The sequence below is a fragment of the Hydrogenophaga sp. genome (genome assembly GCF_050250835.1).
GTDB lineage: Bacteria > Pseudomonadota > Gammaproteobacteria > Burkholderiales > Burkholderiaceae_C > Hydrogenophaga.
Genome location: NZ_JBFWNX010000003.1, coordinates 46,763 through 63,662, shown reverse-complemented (window position 1 = coordinate 63,662; position 16,900 = coordinate 46,763). Strand labels below are relative to the sequence as shown.

At 64.9% G+C, this 16,900-nt stretch carries 12 protein-coding genes; 7 read left to right on the top strand and 5 right to left on the bottom strand.

What is annotated here, in order from left to right; translation table 11 throughout:
- Positions 1-5 precede the first annotated feature (5 nt).
- Positions 6-722 carry a YggS family pyridoxal phosphate-dependent enzyme gene (locus AB7F11_RS05415; RefSeq protein WP_428291135.1) on the top strand — a complete coding sequence of 239 codons (717 nt, stop codon included), beginning with the start codon at positions 6-8 and terminating at the stop codon, positions 720-722.
- Here AB7F11_RS05415 and AB7F11_RS05410 read toward each other — a convergent pair.
- A complete protein-coding gene (locus AB7F11_RS05410) occupies positions 706-1,248 on the bottom strand; it encodes a DUF3617 domain-containing protein (RefSeq protein ID WP_428299913.1) in 543 nt (180 codons plus the stop codon). The genes AB7F11_RS05415 and AB7F11_RS05410 overlap by 17 nt on opposite strands.
- A gap of 172 nt (positions 1,249-1,420) precedes the next feature.
- Here AB7F11_RS05410 and AB7F11_RS05405 point away from each other — a divergent pair, with 172 nt between their 5' ends.
- Positions 1,421-1,819, top strand: coding sequence for a hypothetical protein (locus AB7F11_RS05405; protein WP_428289921.1), 399 nt, complete (start codon positions 1,421-1,423; stop codon positions 1,817-1,819).
- A gap of 268 nt (positions 1,820-2,087) precedes the next feature.
- Positions 2,088-2,303 (top strand): hypothetical protein, encoded by a 216-nt coding sequence (locus tag AB7F11_RS05400; protein WP_428289922.1) that lies wholly within the window; start codon positions 2,088-2,090, stop codon positions 2,301-2,303.
- Between the two features lie 5 nt (positions 2,304-2,308).
- On the opposite strand, the gene AB7F11_RS05395 is transcribed toward AB7F11_RS05400, so the two are convergent.
- Positions 2,309-2,782 (bottom strand): Lrp/AsnC ligand binding domain-containing protein, encoded by a 474-nt coding sequence (locus AB7F11_RS05395; protein WP_428289923.1) that lies wholly within the window; start codon positions 2,780-2,782, stop codon positions 2,309-2,311.
- 106 nt (positions 2,783-2,888) lie between these two features.
- Between AB7F11_RS05395 and AB7F11_RS05390 the strand changes: the two genes are divergently transcribed.
- Together AB7F11_RS05390 and AB7F11_RS05385 are read left to right on the top strand one after the other, a co-directional pair.
- Positions 2,889-5,867, top strand: coding sequence for an L-glutamate gamma-semialdehyde dehydrogenase (locus AB7F11_RS05390; RefSeq protein WP_428289924.1), 2,979 nt, complete (start codon positions 2,889-2,891; stop codon positions 5,865-5,867).
- Between the two features lie 46 nt (positions 5,868-5,913).
- Positions 5,914-6,978 carry a cupin-like domain-containing protein gene (locus tag AB7F11_RS05385; protein ID WP_428289925.1) on the top strand — a complete coding sequence of 355 codons (1,065 nt, stop codon included), beginning with the start codon at positions 5,914-5,916 and terminating at the stop codon, positions 6,976-6,978.
- Positions 6,979-7,075: 97 nt separating this feature from the next.
- On the opposite strand, the gene AB7F11_RS05380 is transcribed toward AB7F11_RS05385, so the two are convergent.
- Positions 7,076-10,039: a sensor domain-containing protein gene (locus tag AB7F11_RS05380; RefSeq protein ID WP_428289926.1), complete on the bottom strand. Its 2,964-nt coding sequence runs from the start codon at positions 10,037-10,039 to the stop codon at positions 7,076-7,078.
- A gap of 259 nt (positions 10,040-10,298) precedes the next feature.
- Between AB7F11_RS05380 and AB7F11_RS05375 the strand changes: the two genes are divergently transcribed.
- Both AB7F11_RS05375 and AB7F11_RS05370 read left to right on the top strand, forming a co-directional pair.
- Positions 10,299-10,601, top strand: a complete 303-nt coding sequence (locus tag AB7F11_RS05375) for an RNA-binding protein (protein WP_428289927.1) — start codon at positions 10,299-10,301, stop codon at positions 10,599-10,601.
- A 171-nt stretch (positions 10,602-10,772) separates the two neighbouring features.
- Entirely contained in the window at positions 10,773-12,563 is a 1,791-nt protein-coding gene (locus AB7F11_RS05370) for a carboxyl transferase domain-containing protein (protein WP_428289971.1), read from the top strand.
- A gap of 9 nt (positions 12,564-12,572) precedes the next feature.
- Here the strand turns inward: AB7F11_RS05370 and AB7F11_RS05365 are convergent, their stop codons facing one another.
- Together AB7F11_RS05365 and AB7F11_RS05360 are read right to left on the bottom strand one after the other, a co-directional pair.
- Entirely contained in the window at positions 12,573-13,058 is a 486-nt protein-coding gene (locus tag AB7F11_RS05365; RefSeq protein ID WP_428289928.1) for a response regulator, read from the bottom strand.
- Positions 13,055-16,834, bottom strand: coding sequence for a PAS domain-containing sensor histidine kinase (locus AB7F11_RS05360; protein ID WP_428289929.1), 3,780 nt, complete (start codon positions 16,832-16,834; stop codon positions 13,055-13,057). The genes AB7F11_RS05365 and AB7F11_RS05360 overlap by 4 nt, the downstream gene beginning before the upstream one ends.
- Positions 16,835-16,900 lie beyond the last annotated feature (66 nt).

The window sequence follows — 16,900 nt, the reverse complement described above, 5'->3', positions numbered from 1 at the left end:
AGATTATGACGACGATTGAAGGCAATCTCCAAACCGTACGGGGGCGGGTTTTGCGCGCTTGTAGGCAGGCCGGCCGCGATGTGAACGAGGTCACACTGCTGGCGGTTTCCAAGACCTTCGGACCCGATGCCGTTCGTCAGGCGCAGGCCGCCGGCCAGCGCGCGTTTGGCGAGAACTATGTGCAGGAAGGCGTGGAGAAGATCCTGGCATTGCGCGAGTCCGCAGCGCCTTTGCCGATCGAGTGGCATTGCATCGGGCCGGTGCAGAGCAACAAGACGCGCCTCGTGGCCAGCCACTTCGACTGGGTGCAGTCGGTCGATCGCCTCAAGATTGCCGAGCGCCTGAATGAACAGCGCCCTGCCGAGTTGGCACCGTTGCAGGTCTGCCTGCAGGTCAACGTCGATGGCGGGGCTACGAAGTCGGGCGTCTCGCCCGCAGAACTGCCCGCCCTCGCACGCGCCGTGAGCGAATTGCCGCGGTTGCGTTTGCGCGGCCTCATGTGCATTCCCGAACCCGCTGCGGATTTCGAGGCGCAAAGCGCGGTGTTCCTGCGCGCACGCGCCTTGTGGGACGAGTTGCGTGCGGGGGGCTTCGAGATCGACACCCTGTCCATGGGCATGAGCGACGACCTGGAGGCCGCCATCTCGGCGGGTTCGACCCTGGTTCGCGTGGGGCGCTCGATTTTCGGCAGCCGCCAGCGCCCGGTCACTTCAGCGGCTTGACGTTCCCGCAGTTGGCCGAGAGCCACTTGCCCTGACCGTCCAGGGTGACGTTCTGCGGCTTGCCCTGGTGCGTCGTCTTCATGAGCATCTTCATGGTGTAGGCGCTGTCGCCCTGGAAGGTGTAAGTGCCTTCGCCGCTGGAGGGCGGGTTCTTGCACACGAAGTTCATCTTCACCACGTTGGCGCTGCGTGAGGTGACGGTGGTGGTGCAATCGCCTTCTGTCTGTACCGGCATTTCCTGTTTCGCCGCCATGTCGGGCGTGATGCACATCTTCATGCTCATGCCGCCACCAGCTGCCGGCGCCGGCATGGCCACACCTTGTTTGGCCATCATGTCCTGCATCATCTTGCGCTCCGCGGGCGACATGCCGGCCATCTGCTTCTGCATCTGCGCCATGGCCTGGTCCATCTCGGCGTTGCCTCCCATCTTCTGCGTCATTTCCCACAGGCCGGGTTTGGTGCTCTGGGCGTGAGCAAGTGCGGGGGCGAAGAGGGCGCAGAACAGCAGTGCGGCGTGACGGTTCATGTTGTCTCCGTGGAAGAAGCTTTTCATTTTGCGATGCTTTGGTGCGTTGTCAACGCGGACCTCGAGGGCGTGACGCAAGCACGCGCCTTCTTGCACTGCTCCCCGGAGCATGAGTAGTTCCAAATGACTATATTCCGCTCCTGTTTTCCAACAGGACTCAGGGGGGCTCGCTATGAAAAATGCTGTTGGCAATGGCGAAATTTCGACCGTGCGTGTGTTGCAGTTCGCGCTTGCGCTGGTCGGATGTGGCGGAGGCGGTGATGCCCGCAATAAAACATCGACGCTCACTCCTCAGGAGGAGATTGCCCGGTTGGAAGCCAGTGGCGATCTGCCGACACTCGAGCGCGGCGCCAGCTTGGGTGGGATTGACGACAACCACAACGGTGGTGCCGTGAACTGTCGAGGTGCCGTCTTTCCAGGAATCGAAGGATTCAAGGATGCCTACAGGATGTCACAAGAGATGGAGGCATTGACCACCAACACCTTGCAGCGATTGAAGGCGTACATGGCGTACAACAAGGCGGTCAGTGGAACTGTCTCCCAACTTCCAACGGGAGACACTTGTGATTGACTTCTTGTCTGAAAACTGAAGGCAGCTCTGTGTACCTTGGTCTTTGCATCGGTGGAGACTCCCTTGCCGGTTCACGCTGAGGGCACTTGCGAGGCCGAGGGGGTGGTATTCGGCTTTTTCAATGGTGTACAAAACACCAAAGAGAAGGCCAACAACGCACGGTACTTTCTTCGGCAAACTTTCTCGACCGAGACTCCCGACGGCGACCCGTTCGTCCGCTCATATATCGGTGGGCGGCTCCGCAGCGTCAGGCAGATCCGTTCGGTTCATGTCAGGGATCGTCCCGCTCTGGATCAGGGAAACGCAGGATCGGCGTGAGTGGAGTGAGCCCTACGTGCTGCAAGCAGGCGGATGGGAGAACCTGGAGGCGTATCAGGCCTGGCAGGCAGATTGGGAGGCTCATCAGACCAGCGAGCTTCGACGGCTGGAACGCGATCAGGAAGAGCGTGAAGCCTACGAGGCCAGTGACTGCGCCAACAAATAGACCTCTTACAACGGCAACCTCGCACTGTCCTTCACCTCTTCCATCACCGCATAGGTGCGCGTCTCGCGCACGCCGGGCAACTGCCAGAGCACGTTGCCGGCGAATTCGCGGTAGGCGGCCATGTCGGCCATGCGGGTCTTGAGCAGATAGTCGAAGCCGCCGGCCACCATGTGGCATTCCATGATCTCGTCGCGCACGTGCACGGCGGCCTTGAACTCGTTGAACACGTTGGGCGTGGTGCGGTCCAGCAGCACCTCCACAAAAACCATCATGCCGCGACCCAGCTTGAGCGGATTGAGCCGCGCCTCGTAGCCCAGGATGTAGCCGTCGCGTTGCAGGCGCTGCGTGCGCGCCAGCACGGCCGTGGGCGAGAGCGCCACCGTTTCGGCAAGCTTCAGATTGGTGATGCGGCCATCGGCCTGCAGCAGCTTGAGCAGCTTGAGGTCGATGCGGTCCAGGCTGGTTTCGTCGGCGGGCATGGGTGTGGATTATCCGGTTGCATGAGGCTTTTATGGCGAAAAATTTGGTAAATGAACCATCAACATACGCACACTCTCAAAATCATGGCCTTTTCTGGAGCCTTCCATGCCGCGTCCATTTGACTTGCTTCCCTCTCCCTACCGCTCGGAAACCGGCGTGCTGGCGCACCGGCTCGCCACCCTGCAGGGGGCGCTGGACTGGTCTGCCGCTGCCGCCGTGGCCGCGCCCTGGGTGCAGGCTGTGCGCCGAAGCCCGCCACCGTTCTGGGCCATGGAGAGCCTGCTCAAGGAATACCCGATTTCCAGCGCCGAGGGCTTGGCCCTGATGCGGCTGGCCGAGGCGTTGCTGCGGGTGCCGGATGCCGAGACCGCCATCGCGCTCACGGCGGACCAACTGGGGCGAGCCGACTTTGATGGCGCGGCGGACTCGACGTTGGCACGCCTGTCGTCCACCGCGATCGCCATGTCGAAGAAGTTCCTGCCCGAAGCGGGCAACGAACCTGGCCTCCTGTCCAAACTCGGGGCGCGCACCGTGGTGGCCGCCACCCTGCGAGCTGTGCAGTTGCTGGGCCGCCAGTTCGTATTGGGGCAGACCATCGAGGAGGGCATGAAGGAGGCCGCCTCTGCGAAGAAGGCGCAACGCCAGCTGAGCTTCAGTTTCGACATGCTGGGTGAGGGCGCCCGCACGGATGAAGATGCGCTGCGTTACCTGGCGAGTTACCAGCAGGCCATTGCGGCGATTGCACGTGAGGCGGATGCCTCGCGCCACCCGAGTCAGAACGACGGCATTTCCATCAAGCTCAGCGCCTTGCATCCGCGGTACGAGGACGCGCAGCACGAACGTGTGCTGGAAGAACTGGTGCCGCGTGTGTGGCCGCTGTGCGAGGCGGCCGCCGCGTCCAACCTCAATCTCACCATCGACGCCGAGGAGGTCGATCGCCTGGAGCTTTCGCTGGCGGTGTTCGAAGCCCTGGCGAAGCGGGTGGCGCAGCAGTGTCCGCAATGGCAGGGTTTTGGCCTGGCGCTTCAGGCCTACCAGACGCGTGCGGTGGAACTGATCGAGCACGTGACCGCGCTGGCGCGTCGACACCGGCTCAAGTTCATGTGCCGCCTGGTCAAGGGGGCCTACTGGGACGCCGAGATCAAGCGCGCCCAGGAACTGGGCCTGGCCGCCTACCCGGTGTTCACGCGCAAGCCGCACACCGACGTGAGTTATCTGGCTTGCGCGCGCGCCCTGCTGGTCGCGTCAGACGCGATCTTTCCGCAATTCGCCACGCACAACGCCGGCACCATTGCGGCAATCCTGCAAATGGCGTCTGAGGAGCGGGTGCCTTTCGAGCTGCAGCGACTGCACGGCATGGGCGAGGGCATCTACCGCGAGGTGCTCAAGCATCCGCACGTGGGTTGCCGCGTCTACGCGCCGGTGGGCGCTCATCGCGACCTGCTGGCCTACCTGGTTCGTCGCCTGCTGGAGAACGGAGCCAACTCGTCGTTTGTGCATCAGCTGGCCGACGAATCGGTGGGCATGGACGAGCTGCTCGTCTCGCCACTGGAACAGTCGCGGCCCGATGCGCCCGACGCCGATCGCCTGCCCTTGCCACCGCAGTTGTATGGCGCAAACCGGGCCAACAGCCAGGGCCTGGATCTCGCCGTGGTCGCACACCGCCAGGCGTTGATGGATGCCTACGCAGTGACATCGGTGGGTCGTGTTCCCGAGGCGGAGGCGGACGACGTGCAGACCGCGTGCGAGCGCGCCGTGCGTGCTTTCCCGGGCTGGAACCACACACCGGTGGCCGAGCGCGCCGCTACCTTGCGGCGCGCTGCCGACGCCATGCAACAGCAAATGCCTGCCCTGTGTGCCTTGCTGGTGAAGGAAGCGCACAAGACCTGGGGTGATGCGGTTTCCGAGGTGCGTGAGGCGATGGACTTCCTGCGTTACTACGCCAACGAGGCCGAGCGCATTCAATCGCCCACCGCGCTGCCGGGACCCACCGGCGAGAGCAACACGTTGCGGCTGGAAGGCCGTGGTGCCTGGGTGTGCATCAGTCCCTGGAATTTCCCCCTGGCCATCTTCGTCGGTCAGGTGGCTGCCGCGCTGGCCACCGGCAATACCGTGCTCGCCAAGCCAGCCGAGCAGACGCCAGCCGTGGCGATGGCGGCCGTGAAGCTGCTGCATGCCGCTGGCGTGCCGGCGGCTGCGCTGCAAATGCTGCACGGTGCGGGCGAAACCGTCGGCGCGGCGCTGGTGGCGCAGCCAGGCATGGCCGGCGTGGTGTTCACCGGTTCCACCCAGGTGGCTCGCATCATTCACCGCGCGCTGGCCGCCAAGGACGGTCCCATCGTGCCGTTGATCGCCGAAACCGGAGGCATCAACGCCATGCTGGTCGACAGCACGGCGTTGCCCGAGCAGGTGGCCGATGCGGTGGTGCAGAGCGCTTTTCGCAGCGCGGGCCAACGCTGCTCGGCATTGCGCCTGCTGTGCCTGCACGAGGCCATCGCGGACGGCGTGATCGCCATGATTCAGGGCGCCGCCCGCGAGCTTCAGGTGGGCAACCCCGCCGATCTCGCCACGGACCTCGGTCCCGTGATCGACGCCGAGGCCTTCGATGGCATCGGCGCTCACCTCGAACGCCTGCATGCCGGGGCCCGAGCGCTGCTGCCGCCGTCCATGCCCTCGCATGTCGTGCCGAACCTCATCGAGCCCCAGATGTTCGAAGTGCCCGCCATCGCCGCCGTGAAGCAGGAGATTTTCGGTCCGGTGCTGCAGGTGGTGCGCTGGGATGGCGACCCGATGGTGGTGATCCAGCAGATCAATGCGCTGGGCTATGGCCTCACGCTGGGCATCCAGACCCGCATCGACAGCCGGGCGCAGGCCCTGGCCGCCGCCGCCCGGGTGGGCAACGTCTACGTGAACCGCAACATGATCGGCGCCGTGGTGGGCGTGCAGCCCTTCGGTGGTGAAGGCCTGAGCGGCACCGGTCCCAAGGCGGGTGGGCCAAACTACCTCCTGCGCTTCTGCGCCGAACAGACGTTGACCATCAACACCACCGCTGCAGGCGGCAACGTGGCGCTGTTCACCAGCTGAACGACCCACCAGGGCTGGGCGCGGGCGGTGAGATACTGGCGCTCGCATGAGCACGACGTCGACGCCCCGCATTCCCGCTGCCCCCCGTCCACTTGAGGCCGGATTTCGCGCGCTGGACGCCGGCTGGCGCCAGTGGATCGCCGAGAACCGTCTGAGAAACTGCACACCCGAGTCCATGCTGGCGACCATGGTCCAGGCTGGTCTGGACCCCGGCGAGTGTGAGCCTGCCATCCGTGCCGTGGAGACCGACCCGGTCTTTCTTGCCGCTCGGCGCGTTCAGCAACTGCAAGCCAAGCTGGAGTCGGTGGTGGCCAATCAGCAAAAGCTGCACGAGCTCGACCCGCTGTATGGCCATGTGGAGAAACGCAGCCGCGTGGCGCTGGGCGAGTTCCTCGACAAATACGTCATGGGCAGCCGCCCCGTGGTGCTGACCGACGTGGCGCGCGACTGGCCTGCGCTCGGCCGCTGGTCGCCGCAGGACTTGCGCGAGCGCTTCGGCCACCTGGAAGTGGAGGTGCAGGCCGAGCGCAGCGCCGATCCGGACTACGAAGTCAACAAGCTCGACCACCAGCGCAAGACGCGGCTGGCCGACTTTGTCGACCGCGTGCTCGCCGGCGGCCCGACCAACGATTACTACCTCACGGCCAACAACGAGATGCTCAGCCGCCCTGGCTTTGCCCCCTTGCTGAGCGACATCGGTACGCTGCCCGAGTTTTGCGACCACTCGCAGCTCGCTCGGCGCGCCTCGTTCTGGTTCGGGCCAGCCGGCACCGTGACGCCGCTGCACCACGACACCATCATGCTCTGCCACACGCAGATCGTGGGTCGCAAGCGCTGGCGGTTCATCTCGCCGCTGCAGACGCCCCTGCTCTACAACCACTTCGACGTCTACAGCCCCATCGACCTGGACCATCCCGACCTGGCGCGCTACCCGCTTTTCGCACAAGCCACGGTGCTTGATGTGGTGGTCGAGCCAGGCGAAACCGTGTTTCTGCCGCTGGGCTGGTGGCACCAGGTCAGCTCGCTCGATGTGAGTCTCTCGTTTTCGTTCTCCAACATCGCCGTGCCGAACGAATACACATTCGACAACCCTCGCATCGCCAACTGGTGACCCATGAAACGCCCTCGCGGCACTGCGCGCCAGTGCCGCCGCTCACCGCTGGGTCAGGGCCCGCCCTGGGAGCCACCCGGCGGTGGGCCCGCAGCGACTATGACAGTACCAGCATCCCCGCAGTGGGGTTCTGCAGCAACGCATCCAGCGCCTCGATCGGCAAAGGCTTGGCGAACAGGTGGCCCTGGAACTGGTCGCAACCCTGGTAGGCCAGAAAGTCGCGTTGCTCCTGCGTCTCCACGCCTTCGGCCACCACCTGCAGGCTCAGGCTCTGCGCCAGCGCAATGATGGCGCGTGAGATCGCTGCATCGTTGGGATCGGTCAACACGTCGGCCACGAAGCCTTTGTCGATCTTGAGCTGATCCAGCGGCAGGCGCTTGAGCACCGATAGCGAGGAGTAGCCGACACCGAAGTCGTCCAGAGAGAGCGTGACGCCCAGCGCCTTGAGCATGCCCATCTTGTCGATGGTGATCTCCATGCGGTCGGCCAGCAGGCTCTCGGTGAGTTCGAGTTTGAGCCTGTGCGGACGGATGCCGGTGCGCTTGATCGCGGCCATCACCATGTCCACGAAGTCGGGGTGGCGGAACTGGCGCACGCTCACGTTCACCGCGATGCTTAGGTTGGCGGTCTGCGCGCGGTCAGCCCAGGCAGCGAGCTGTTCGCAGGCGGTTTCCAGCACCCATTGACCCAGCGGCAGAATCAGGCCGGTGTCCTCGGCCACGGGAATGAAATCGGCCGGTCGCATCAGTCCGCGCTGTGGATGTTGCCAACGCACCAGAGCCTCCACGCCCGTGATCACCCCCACCCGGTCCACCTGCGGCTGGTAATACACGACGAACTGTTGTTCGTTCAAGGCCACGCGCAGGTCTGAACCCACGGTGGCGTTGGCGCTGACCGTGGCCTGCATGCCCGGGTCGAAAAAGCACAGCGTGTTGCGACCCAGCGACTTGGCCTGGTACATCGCCAGATCCGCCTGTTTGAGCAGCTCGCCCACGTCGCTCTGCTGGCCGGTGAACGAGGTCACGCCGATGCTGGGCGTGGCGAAGTGCTGGTGTCCGGTGAGCTGGAAGGGCTCGCGCAGGGTGTTGAGCACTTTCTCGGCCAGCGCGCGCGCCTTGAAGGCTGCAGCTTCGGCGTCGGTGCTCAGGTCGTCGACCATCACCACGAATTCGTCGCCGCCCAGGCGCGCGACCATGTCCGTCTTGCGCACGCTCTTGGTCAAGCGTTGCGCGACCTTTTGCAGCAATTGGTCCCCCATGTGGTGGCCCAGCGTGTCATTGAGGATCTTGAAGTTGTCCAGGTCAATGAACATCAGTGCGCCGTGCTGCCCCGAACGCGCGCTCGCCGCCAGTGCCTGCTGCAGGCGGTCCAGCAACAGCTGCCGGTTGGGCAGGTCGGTCAGGGCGTCGTAGAACGCCAGGTGACGGATCATGTCTTCGGCGGTCTTGCGCTGCGTGATGTCTCGCCCGACCGCCACCCAGTGGGTGATGTCCTCGGCCGTGGCCTGGACCGATACCACCTCCAGCTCCACCCAGAACATGGCGCCGTTCTTGCGGCGCACCATCAGCTCGGTGCGCGCCTGCTGGGTCTGTTGCAGGCCTTTGGCCAATTCGCGCAGCTTGGTGATCGCCGGGTCGAGTTCGAGCAGCATGCGCGGTGTCTGCCCTAACACCTCCGCCCGGCTGTAGCCAGTGTGCTGCTCGAAGGCGTCGTTGACGAAGACGATGCGCGGCTCCTGATCGCTGCCGGCGCCAGTCTCCGCGATCGCCACGATATCGTTGAGCCGCGAAACGCTGGTCTCCAGCAGCATGAGCTGCTCCTGCGAGCGGCGGCGCTCGGTGACGTCGCGGAAATACACTGCCAGCCCCTCGGCAAACGGGTATGCGCGCACTTCCAGCCACTTGCCCAGCGTGGGAAAGAAATCCTCCAGCTCCACGCGTCGGTTGGTGTGCAGTGATTTGGTGAGCTGGTCTTTCAGGCGCTGCGCCAGTCCCGGGCTGAAATCCTGCCAGACCTCCATGCCCAGGAGGTCTGCCGTGGTCTTCTGCAACAGCCGCTCGCTTTCCTGGTTCAGGTAGGTGAAGCAGCACTGGCGATCCAGGGTGACGAAGGCTTCGGTGATGCTGGCCAGCGTGGTGGTCAGGCGCATGGCCAGGCGCAGCGTGTCCTGCTGGGCCTGCTTTTGCGCCGAGATGTCCTGGATCGCTCCCTGGATGCGTGCGATCTCGCCGTCGGCGCGCCGCACCGCCGTGCCGACCGTGCGCACCCATTTCGGGCTGCCGCCCTCCACCAGCACCTGGATCTCCTCATCGAAAGACTCGCCGTTCTGCGCGCAGCGCTCCAGCCTCTGACGGATGCCGCTGCGCCACTCGGGCGTGTAGCGCTGGACCATGGCTTCCAGGTCCTTGACCTGTTCGTGATCGCTCAGACCGAGGATGGTGGCGAACTCGTCTGAGTGCACCACCTTGCGTGTGGACAACTGCAGCGACCAGCTGCCCGCACCAGCCGTGTGCTCGGTCAGGTTCAGGCGGCTCTCGCTTTCGCGCAGCACGTTGGCGTTGTATTGCTCGATCTGGTCGTAGCGGCGCGACAGCGCGAGCACGTCGGCTGCGTGGCTGGCCAGCAGGCGCAGCGCGGGCGCAGCGGGCTGATTCTGGCGGCCGGTCTCGGCATCGAGCAGCAGCAGGCCGGCTTGAGCGGACGACGTTGCCGCCGCCGTCAACGGCAGCCAGTGCGCACAGCGCCAAGCCAGGCGAGGGGCGCGGCCTTTGCCTGCGGGAGCCAGCAACCAGTCTTCAAAGGCGGGTTGGTCCAGCAGGTCCGCGCAGGCCGCCAGCGTCGCCGCAACCGCATCGGGTGCCATTCCAGACGCGCCCAGCACCTCGGCCGGCTTGCGAGCTGCATCCACCAGAAGCGCCGCCCCCGAGTTCGCCAGCTGCGCTGCGATCTCGGCCAGGCGATCGAACTCAATGCGCTGGTTGAACGCCGGAAACGCACCGGTGCGCTCGAAGGCCATGTCAGAGACCAGTGGAGAGCGGTTGATGTCGTGTGCGGGACGCATGGTGGGCGGGGGCGTTTCAAACGGTGCGACGGGGGTGGCACAGAGCGAGCATACAGAGCGGCATGGTTCGCGCGAGGCGTCGCGCATGGAAGTGATCGTGAAGTTCTGCACGCGAACGGCGCGCGCGCGGGGAATTTGTAACAAAGATGTTAGATTTTGTAGCCTTTGCCCTAACATCAGCTATCGCCAGGCTGCGGGCGCCGTCCTGGCACTTAACGCTTTCTGTCGCAGCCGAACCGAACTTTGGAGGGAGTTGATTGTGAGCACACTCGCAGAACTCAGGCAATACAACGACGTCACCAGTCTCAAATCCGCGTTGCACCAGCTGTGCAGCGAGTTCGGGCGCATCACCCGTCTGGACATCCTCACCGCCATGCACGAAGGCACCAAGCAGGCGATCTGCTTCCTGCGCATGGAGCGCCCCGAACAGGAGCAAGTGCTCATGAAAAGCCTGGGCGTGGGCCGCTTTGGTGGCGAGGTGGTGTTCGTGCTCAACCTGAACATGCCGGTGACGGCAGAAGAGGGACCCTCGTCCCAGTGGGCCGACTCGGACATCTATTGATACCCCCTGCGTCGCCTTCGGCGCCTCCCCCCTGAGAGGGGGCGACACCTGGGGCCGGCGGAGCCGGACCTTCGGTGTCTCTGGACGGGTACATCTCTCTCCAACTTTCCCTCTGTCTCGTGATTGACCCGCGCGTTCCTGGCGGCCGCGCAGAATCTGCGCATGGAATCCTTGCGCTCTCCCTTGTCCGCACAGATTGTCCAATGGCTGGTCGCGCCTGGGGATGTGGTGCGGGCGGGTGATGTGCTGGTGGTGCTGGAGTCCATGAAGATGGAGCACGAGGTGCGTGCGCCGTCGGCGGCGCGGGTGCTCGAAGTCTTCTGCGCCGTGGGTGAGGCGGTTCAGGTAGGTGATGTGCTGCTGCGCTCGGAGTCGGCGCTGGGCGATGCTCGGGGTGAAGTGCCGGCCGCACCCTCACAGGCGCCTTCTCCTGCGCCGCGCGCCGACCTGGAGCGGTTGCTCAAGCGCCAGGCTTTCACACTCGATGCGGCGCGACCCGAAGCGGTGGCGCGGCGCCATGCGCAGGGCCAGCGCACGGCGCGCGAGAACATCGCCGACCTGTGCGATAAGGGCAGCTTTCTCGAATACGGCGCGCTCGCCGTGGCCGCGCAGCGAAGCCGCCGCAGCGAAGAGGACCTGATCGCAAACACGCCAGCCGACGGCATGGTCACCGGCATGGGTTCGGTCAATGGTGGCCGCACCGTGGTGATGGCCTACGACGCCACCGTGCTTGCGGGCACGCAGGGCATGCGCAACCACCAGAAGACCGACCGGCTGCTGGGCATTGCGCTCGACCAGCGCCTGCCCGTGGTGCTGTTTGCCGAAGGCGGTGGCGGGCGGCCTGGCGACACCGACATGCCCATCGTCGCCGGTCTGCACGTGAGTACCTTTGCTGCGTTCGCTCGCCTGAGCGGCCAGGTGCCGGTGGTGGGCATTGCCAGTGGCCGCTGTTTTGCCGGCAACGCCGCCTTGCTGGGCTGCAGTGACGTGATCATCGCCACCCGGGGAAGCAACATCGGCATGGGTGGCCCGGCCATGGTGGAGGGCGGCGGCCTTGGTCGCTTCCGGCCCGAGGAGATTGGCCCCAGTGAAGTGCAGCATGGCAATGGCGTGATCGACGTGCTGGTGGACGACGAGGCGCAGGCGGTGGTCGCCGCGCGCCATTACCTCTCCTTTTTTCAGGGCCGCCAGGGCGACTGGCTCGCACCCGATGCGATGGCCCTGCGCGAGGTGGTGCCGGAAAACCGGCTGCGCGTGTACGACAGCACCGCCGCCATGGTGGGGCTCGTCGACCAGGGCAGCCTGCTCGCGCTGCGCACGGGCTTTGGTGCCGGCATCCACACCGCACTCGCGCGCATCGAGGGCCGACCTGTCGGGCTGATCGCCAGCAACCCGCAGCATCTGGGTGGTGCCATCGACGCCGATGCTGCCGACAAGGCGGCGCGCTTCATGCAACTGTGCAATGCCCATGGCCTGCCCATGGTCAGCCTGGTGGATACGCCAGGTTTCATGGTCGGCCCTGCCACAGAGACGCGGGCCCAGGTTCGGCATGCCAGTCGCCTGTTCGTGGTCGCGGCGAACCTGCGCGTGCCCTTCTTCAGCGTGGTGCTGCGCAAGGGCTATGGCCTGGGCGCCATGGGCCTCACGGCAGGCGGTTTTCATGCGCCGATCTTCACCGTGGCATGGCCCACCGCCGAGTTCGGGGCCATGGGCCTGGAGGGTGCGGTCCGGCTGGGTTACCGCAAGGAACTGGAGGCCGAGCCCGAGGGGCCGCAGCGCGACGCCTTGTTCGAGAGGCTCCTGGCGGGGCAGTACGCGAATGGCTCTGCGGTGCAGATGGCGGCCACGCTGGAGATCGACGCCGTGATCGACCCTGCGCAGACGCGGGACTGGCTGGCCAGAGGGCTGGCGGGGGCCCGGGTGGCCGCGATGAGAGAGACGCGGTTCATTGACCCCTGGTGAGGTCCGCCGTCACATCAGGTCGCCGAACCCCGTGGTGCGCACGCCCGCGCTGGGCAGCTGGGGCGCGGTCTGGTTGATGTTGATCCAGAACTCGCACACGTGTTTCATGGCGCTGAGGAACTGCGAGAACTCGGTGGGCTTCGCGATGTAGGCGTTGGTGCCGGCATCGTAAGCGCGCAGCAGGTCGCTCGGCTCCGTGGATGAGGTCAGCACCACCACGGGGATGTGGTGCAGGCTGTCAGAGCCTTTGATTTCCTTGAGCACGCCGATGCCGTCGAGCAAAGGCATTTTCAGGTCCAGCAGCACCAGCATGGGGTTGCTGCCCGATCGGTTCATGAAGCCGTTGCGTCGGTGCAGGTAGTCCAGCGCCTGCATGCCGTCGGAGACGTGCGTCACACGCCCGTCGAGCCCATGGCGCGCCAGCGCCAGCTTGGTCAGTTCGGCATCGTCGGGGTTGTCCTCGACGAGCAGGATGGCATCGGCATTTTTGGTCATGATTCCAGTGCGGCGGGCATGGAGTCCATGGGGGACTCGAAACCGTGTGGCCCTTCGAAGGGAAGCGAGAAGAAGAAAGTACTACCTTCACCAAGCTGGCTTTCGGCCCAGATACTGCCCCCGTGCCGCTCGATGATGCGCCGGGTGAGTGCAAGACCTATGCCCGTGCCCTCGAATTCCGAGGCCCGGTGCAAGCGTTGGAAGACGCCAAACAGCTTCTGGGCGTATTTTGTGTCAAAACCCACACCGTTGTCACGGACAAAGAAGGTGTAACCCATCACCGGATCAACGCTCCAGCCCACTTCGATGCGGGTGCGCTCGCGTGGACGGGTGTACTTGTAGGCGTTGCCCAGCAGGTTGGCCCAGACCTCGCGCAGCAGCAGTGCGTCGCCCTGCACCACTGGCAGATCGGGCGCGATCACCCAGTCCACCACGCGGCCTTCGGTGTCGTGACCCAGCTGGCCCACCACCGCGTCCACCAGCAAGGTGAAATCGACCGGCGTGAGGTTGACCGCCGAGCGTCCCAGGCGGGAGAACGCGAGCAGGCCGTCGATGAGCTGGCTCATGTGCCGGGCGGAGTTGCCGATCGTGCTCAGGTAGCGGGCGCTGACTTCGTCGCACTGGCCGCCCAGGTGCTCTTCCAGCAGGCTCACGAAACTGGAGATGTGGCGCAGCGGTGAGCGCAGATCGTGCGAGACCGAATACGAGAACGACTCCAGGTCCTTGTTGGCCGCCAGCAATTGCTCGGTGCGTTCCACCACCCGGTTCTCCAGCTCGTCGTTGATGTTGCGCATCAGGTCGTCGAGCCGCTTGGCGTCGGTCATGTCGCGGTTGATCTTGGCAAATCCGCGCAGCTCGCCGCTGTCGTCGCGCAGGGCAATCAGCACCGAGTGCGACCAGTATTGCGAGCCATCCTTGCGCGAATGCCAGTTGTGCAGTTCGTGCTGCCCGCGCGAGGCGGCCAGGCGCAACATCTGGTTGGCGCTCACTTTGCCGTGTTCGGGGTTGGCCGGATCGAACAGCACCCCGTAGTGCCGTCCCACCATCTGGGTGGGCGAGTAGCCATCCATGCGCTGGGCGCTGTCGGTCCAGTCGGTGATGTTGCCATCGGCGTCCATGAAGAAAATGCAGTAGTCGCGCAGGTTGTCCACCATCAGGCGGAAGCGCTGCTCGCTCTCCAGCAACTCAGCCGACCGCTCGCTGATGCGTTGTTCCAGTTCCTCGTTGAGGTGGATCACCCGTTCCTCGATGCGCTTGCGCTCGGTGATGTCGATGATCTGCACGAACAGTCCTTTGACTCGGCCCTCGTTGACATCGGGCAGGTAGTTCACGCTCACGAAGATCTCGTCGCCGTCTGCCGTGGGTCGCCAGGTCTCGAAATGCTGAGGCTGGCCGGCCAGCGCACCTTCCATTCTGGGCCGGATGTCGGCCCATACCTCGGGGCGCACGCATTCGCTGACGTGGCGACCGACGATGTAGGCGGGGTCCATGCCGTACACACGCAGGTGCTCGGCATTGGCAAACTGGAACACCAGTCTGCCGTCGAGGTAGGCGATGAGACCTGGCACGTGGTCGGTGATGGTCTGCAGGAAGCGCTGGTTGTCGCGCAGCGCTGTCTCCGCGGCCTTGCGCCGGGTGATGTCCACCACGGTGGTGTTGCTGCGCAGGAAGCGGCCCTCGACGTCGCGCACCGCAGACGAAGACAGGAGCGCGTGGAATGTGCTGCCATCCCGGCGGCGCAGTTCGTACTCCGCCGCATCGAGCGCATCGTCCTGCAGGATCTTCTGCATGCGGCTGTCCAGCAGGCCGGCTTGCTCGGGCAGCATCACGTCGCGAAAATTCATCTTGCCAACCACTTCTTCGCGCGAGTAACCCAGCCAGTCCAGCTCGGTGTCGTTCAGCGAGACGAAGTTGCCCGCGACATCCAGCGAGTGGTAGCCACAGGGAGCCTGGTTGTAGAGTGCCTGCGCCTGTTGCAGCGCCTGGTTGAGCTGCAAGTTGGCCTGGCTGACCCGGTCCTCGGACGCCTTGCGTTCCGAGATGTCGATCATCTGGATGATGATGCCCTGCACCTGCCCATCCTGCCAGTAAGGCGTGTATTCGATGCTGGCGTAGAAGCGATGGCCGTCAGGGAAGGCGCGTTCCCCCTCGAAGCGCTGGATTTCGCCCGCGAGCGCTGCCTGCAGGTGAGCCTGCGCAGACTGGAAGTCTTGCGGGCGAGCGATCTCGCTGAGGTGGCGGTCCACCAGCCTGCTGCTGTCGCCGCTCACCCAGCGGGCGTAACTCGCATTGGCGAAACGGCAGATGAGGTCGCGATCAAAAAAGGCCAGTTGCACCGGCACGCTGTTGGTGATGGCTTGCAGGAAATTGCGCTGGGCGGCCAGTGCATTTTCGGCGGCCTTGCGCGCGGTGATGTCGATCACCGAGCTGTTGCTTCGCACAAACTGGCCCTGCCGGTCGAAGACGGCGGTGCTGTTGAGCAGGGCGAGGAAGGTGCTGCCGTCTCGACGGCGCATGCTCACCTCGATGGGCTCCAGCTTGCCGTCGCGCATCAGCCGTTGCAGCCGGTCCTCGGACACCTCGAGATCGGACGTCCCGAAGACATCGCGGAAACTCAGGCGACCCAGCACCTCTTCGCGTTCGTAGCCCAGCCAGTCGAGCTCCGTGCGGTTCATCAGCACAAAAACGCCTCGGGCGTCCACCGAGTGGTAGCCGCAAGGTGCCTGGTTGTAGATGGTCTGCGCATCTCGCAGGGCCAGCGCGATGCGCTCCTTGGCCTCGGCAAGTTCGTCGGTGCGCTCGCGCACGCGCTGCTCCAGCGCTGCGTTGAAGCGCTGGATTTCCTGCTGTTGCTCGTGCAATGAGGTGATGTCGCGCGACACCGCCAGCAGCATGACGGCGCGGCCCTGGGAGTCGCAAATGGGGGTGACCATGGTGTCCCACCACTTGGGCGTTCCCTTGAAGGTCGTGCCGTAGGCGACGAATCGCGCGCTCTTGCCTTCGCGGGCGCCATCGACCGCCTCGCGTGCGAGCAGGGCGCCTTCTTCCGGCCACCAGGTGGCCCAGTCGCTCAGTCTCACCTGTTCGAAGTCATCGACCTCGACCAGCCGGCAACCCTGCGCCGTCATTTGCACCACGCGGCCCTGCAGATCCAGCACCTTGGTGCAGTCAGGGCTGCTGGCGATGATCTGGCGGTTGAGTTCGTCCTTGATGCGGGCGTCGGCCTCCAGCGTGCGCATGGGGGTGATGTCCTGCACGAAGCCCAACTGGCTGGTGATCACGCCGTTGGCATCGCGCAAAGGCGCGTTGCGCACCAGCACATGAATCACATCGTTGCCCGGTCGAACCAGGCGGAACTCCACGCTCAGGCCTTCGCCCCGCGAGACCGCCTGCACCCAGTGCTGCTGGACCCGCTCCAGATCCTCGGGGTGCACGCGGCAGAGCCAGCCGAAGTTGGGGAAGTCACGGCGTTCGAGGGCGAAGATGTTCTGCAGCTGCTCGTCCACGTGGGTGAGCACGCCGGCCTGATCGGTGCGAAACACCCCGATCGGGAACACACTGGCCATGGCCGCAAAGAGGGCTTCGTATTCAAGCTGGGCGTTTTGCGGATTCTGTTCGGGAGGGACGTCGAGCGCTGAAGAGAGCGGCAGCGGCAGCGGCGCATGCAGGTCGTGCACGATGTGATCGCGCGGCACGCCCTGGCTGTCCAGCAGTTGTGCGTAGCTGCGGCGCAGGTGCTCGTTTTCCGCTCGCAGGGTTTCGAGTTCGAGCAGCAAGGCGCGTTCTCGCTCCTGAGCCACTCTCTCGGGCCGGTGCGTGTCAAGACGTCGGTCTTGAGAGGG

Bases quoted from the DNA above. Each gene is read 5' to 3' on its own strand.
- AB7F11_RS05385 (WP_428289925.1), top strand. From the start codon at position 5,914: ATGAGCACGACGTCGACGCCCCGCATTCCCGCTGCCCCCCGTCCACTT.
- AB7F11_RS05380 (WP_428289926.1), bottom strand. From the start codon at position 10,039: ATGCGTCCCGCACACGACATCAACCGCTCTCCACTGGTCTCTGACATG.
- AB7F11_RS05410 (WP_428299913.1), bottom strand. From the start codon at position 1,248: ATGAACCGTCACGCCGCACTGCTGTTCTGCGCCCTCTTCGCCCCCGCA.
- AB7F11_RS05415 (WP_428291135.1), top strand. From the start codon at position 6: ATGACGACGATTGAAGGCAATCTCCAAACCGTACGGGGGCGGGTTTTG.
- AB7F11_RS05400 (WP_428289922.1), top strand. From the start codon at position 2,088: ATGTCAGGGATCGTCCCGCTCTGGATCAGGGAAACGCAGGATCGGCGT.
- AB7F11_RS05395 (WP_428289923.1), bottom strand. From the start codon at position 2,782: ATGCCCGCCGACGAAACCAGCCTGGACCGCATCGACCTCAAGCTGCTC.
- AB7F11_RS05365 (WP_428289928.1), bottom strand. From the start codon at position 13,058: ATGACCAAAAATGCCGATGCCATCCTGCTCGTCGAGGACAACCCCGAC.
- AB7F11_RS05390 (WP_428289924.1), top strand. From the start codon at position 2,889: ATGCCGCGTCCATTTGACTTGCTTCCCTCTCCCTACCGCTCGGAAACC.
- AB7F11_RS05405 (WP_428289921.1), top strand. From the start codon at position 1,421: ATGAAAAATGCTGTTGGCAATGGCGAAATTTCGACCGTGCGTGTGTTG.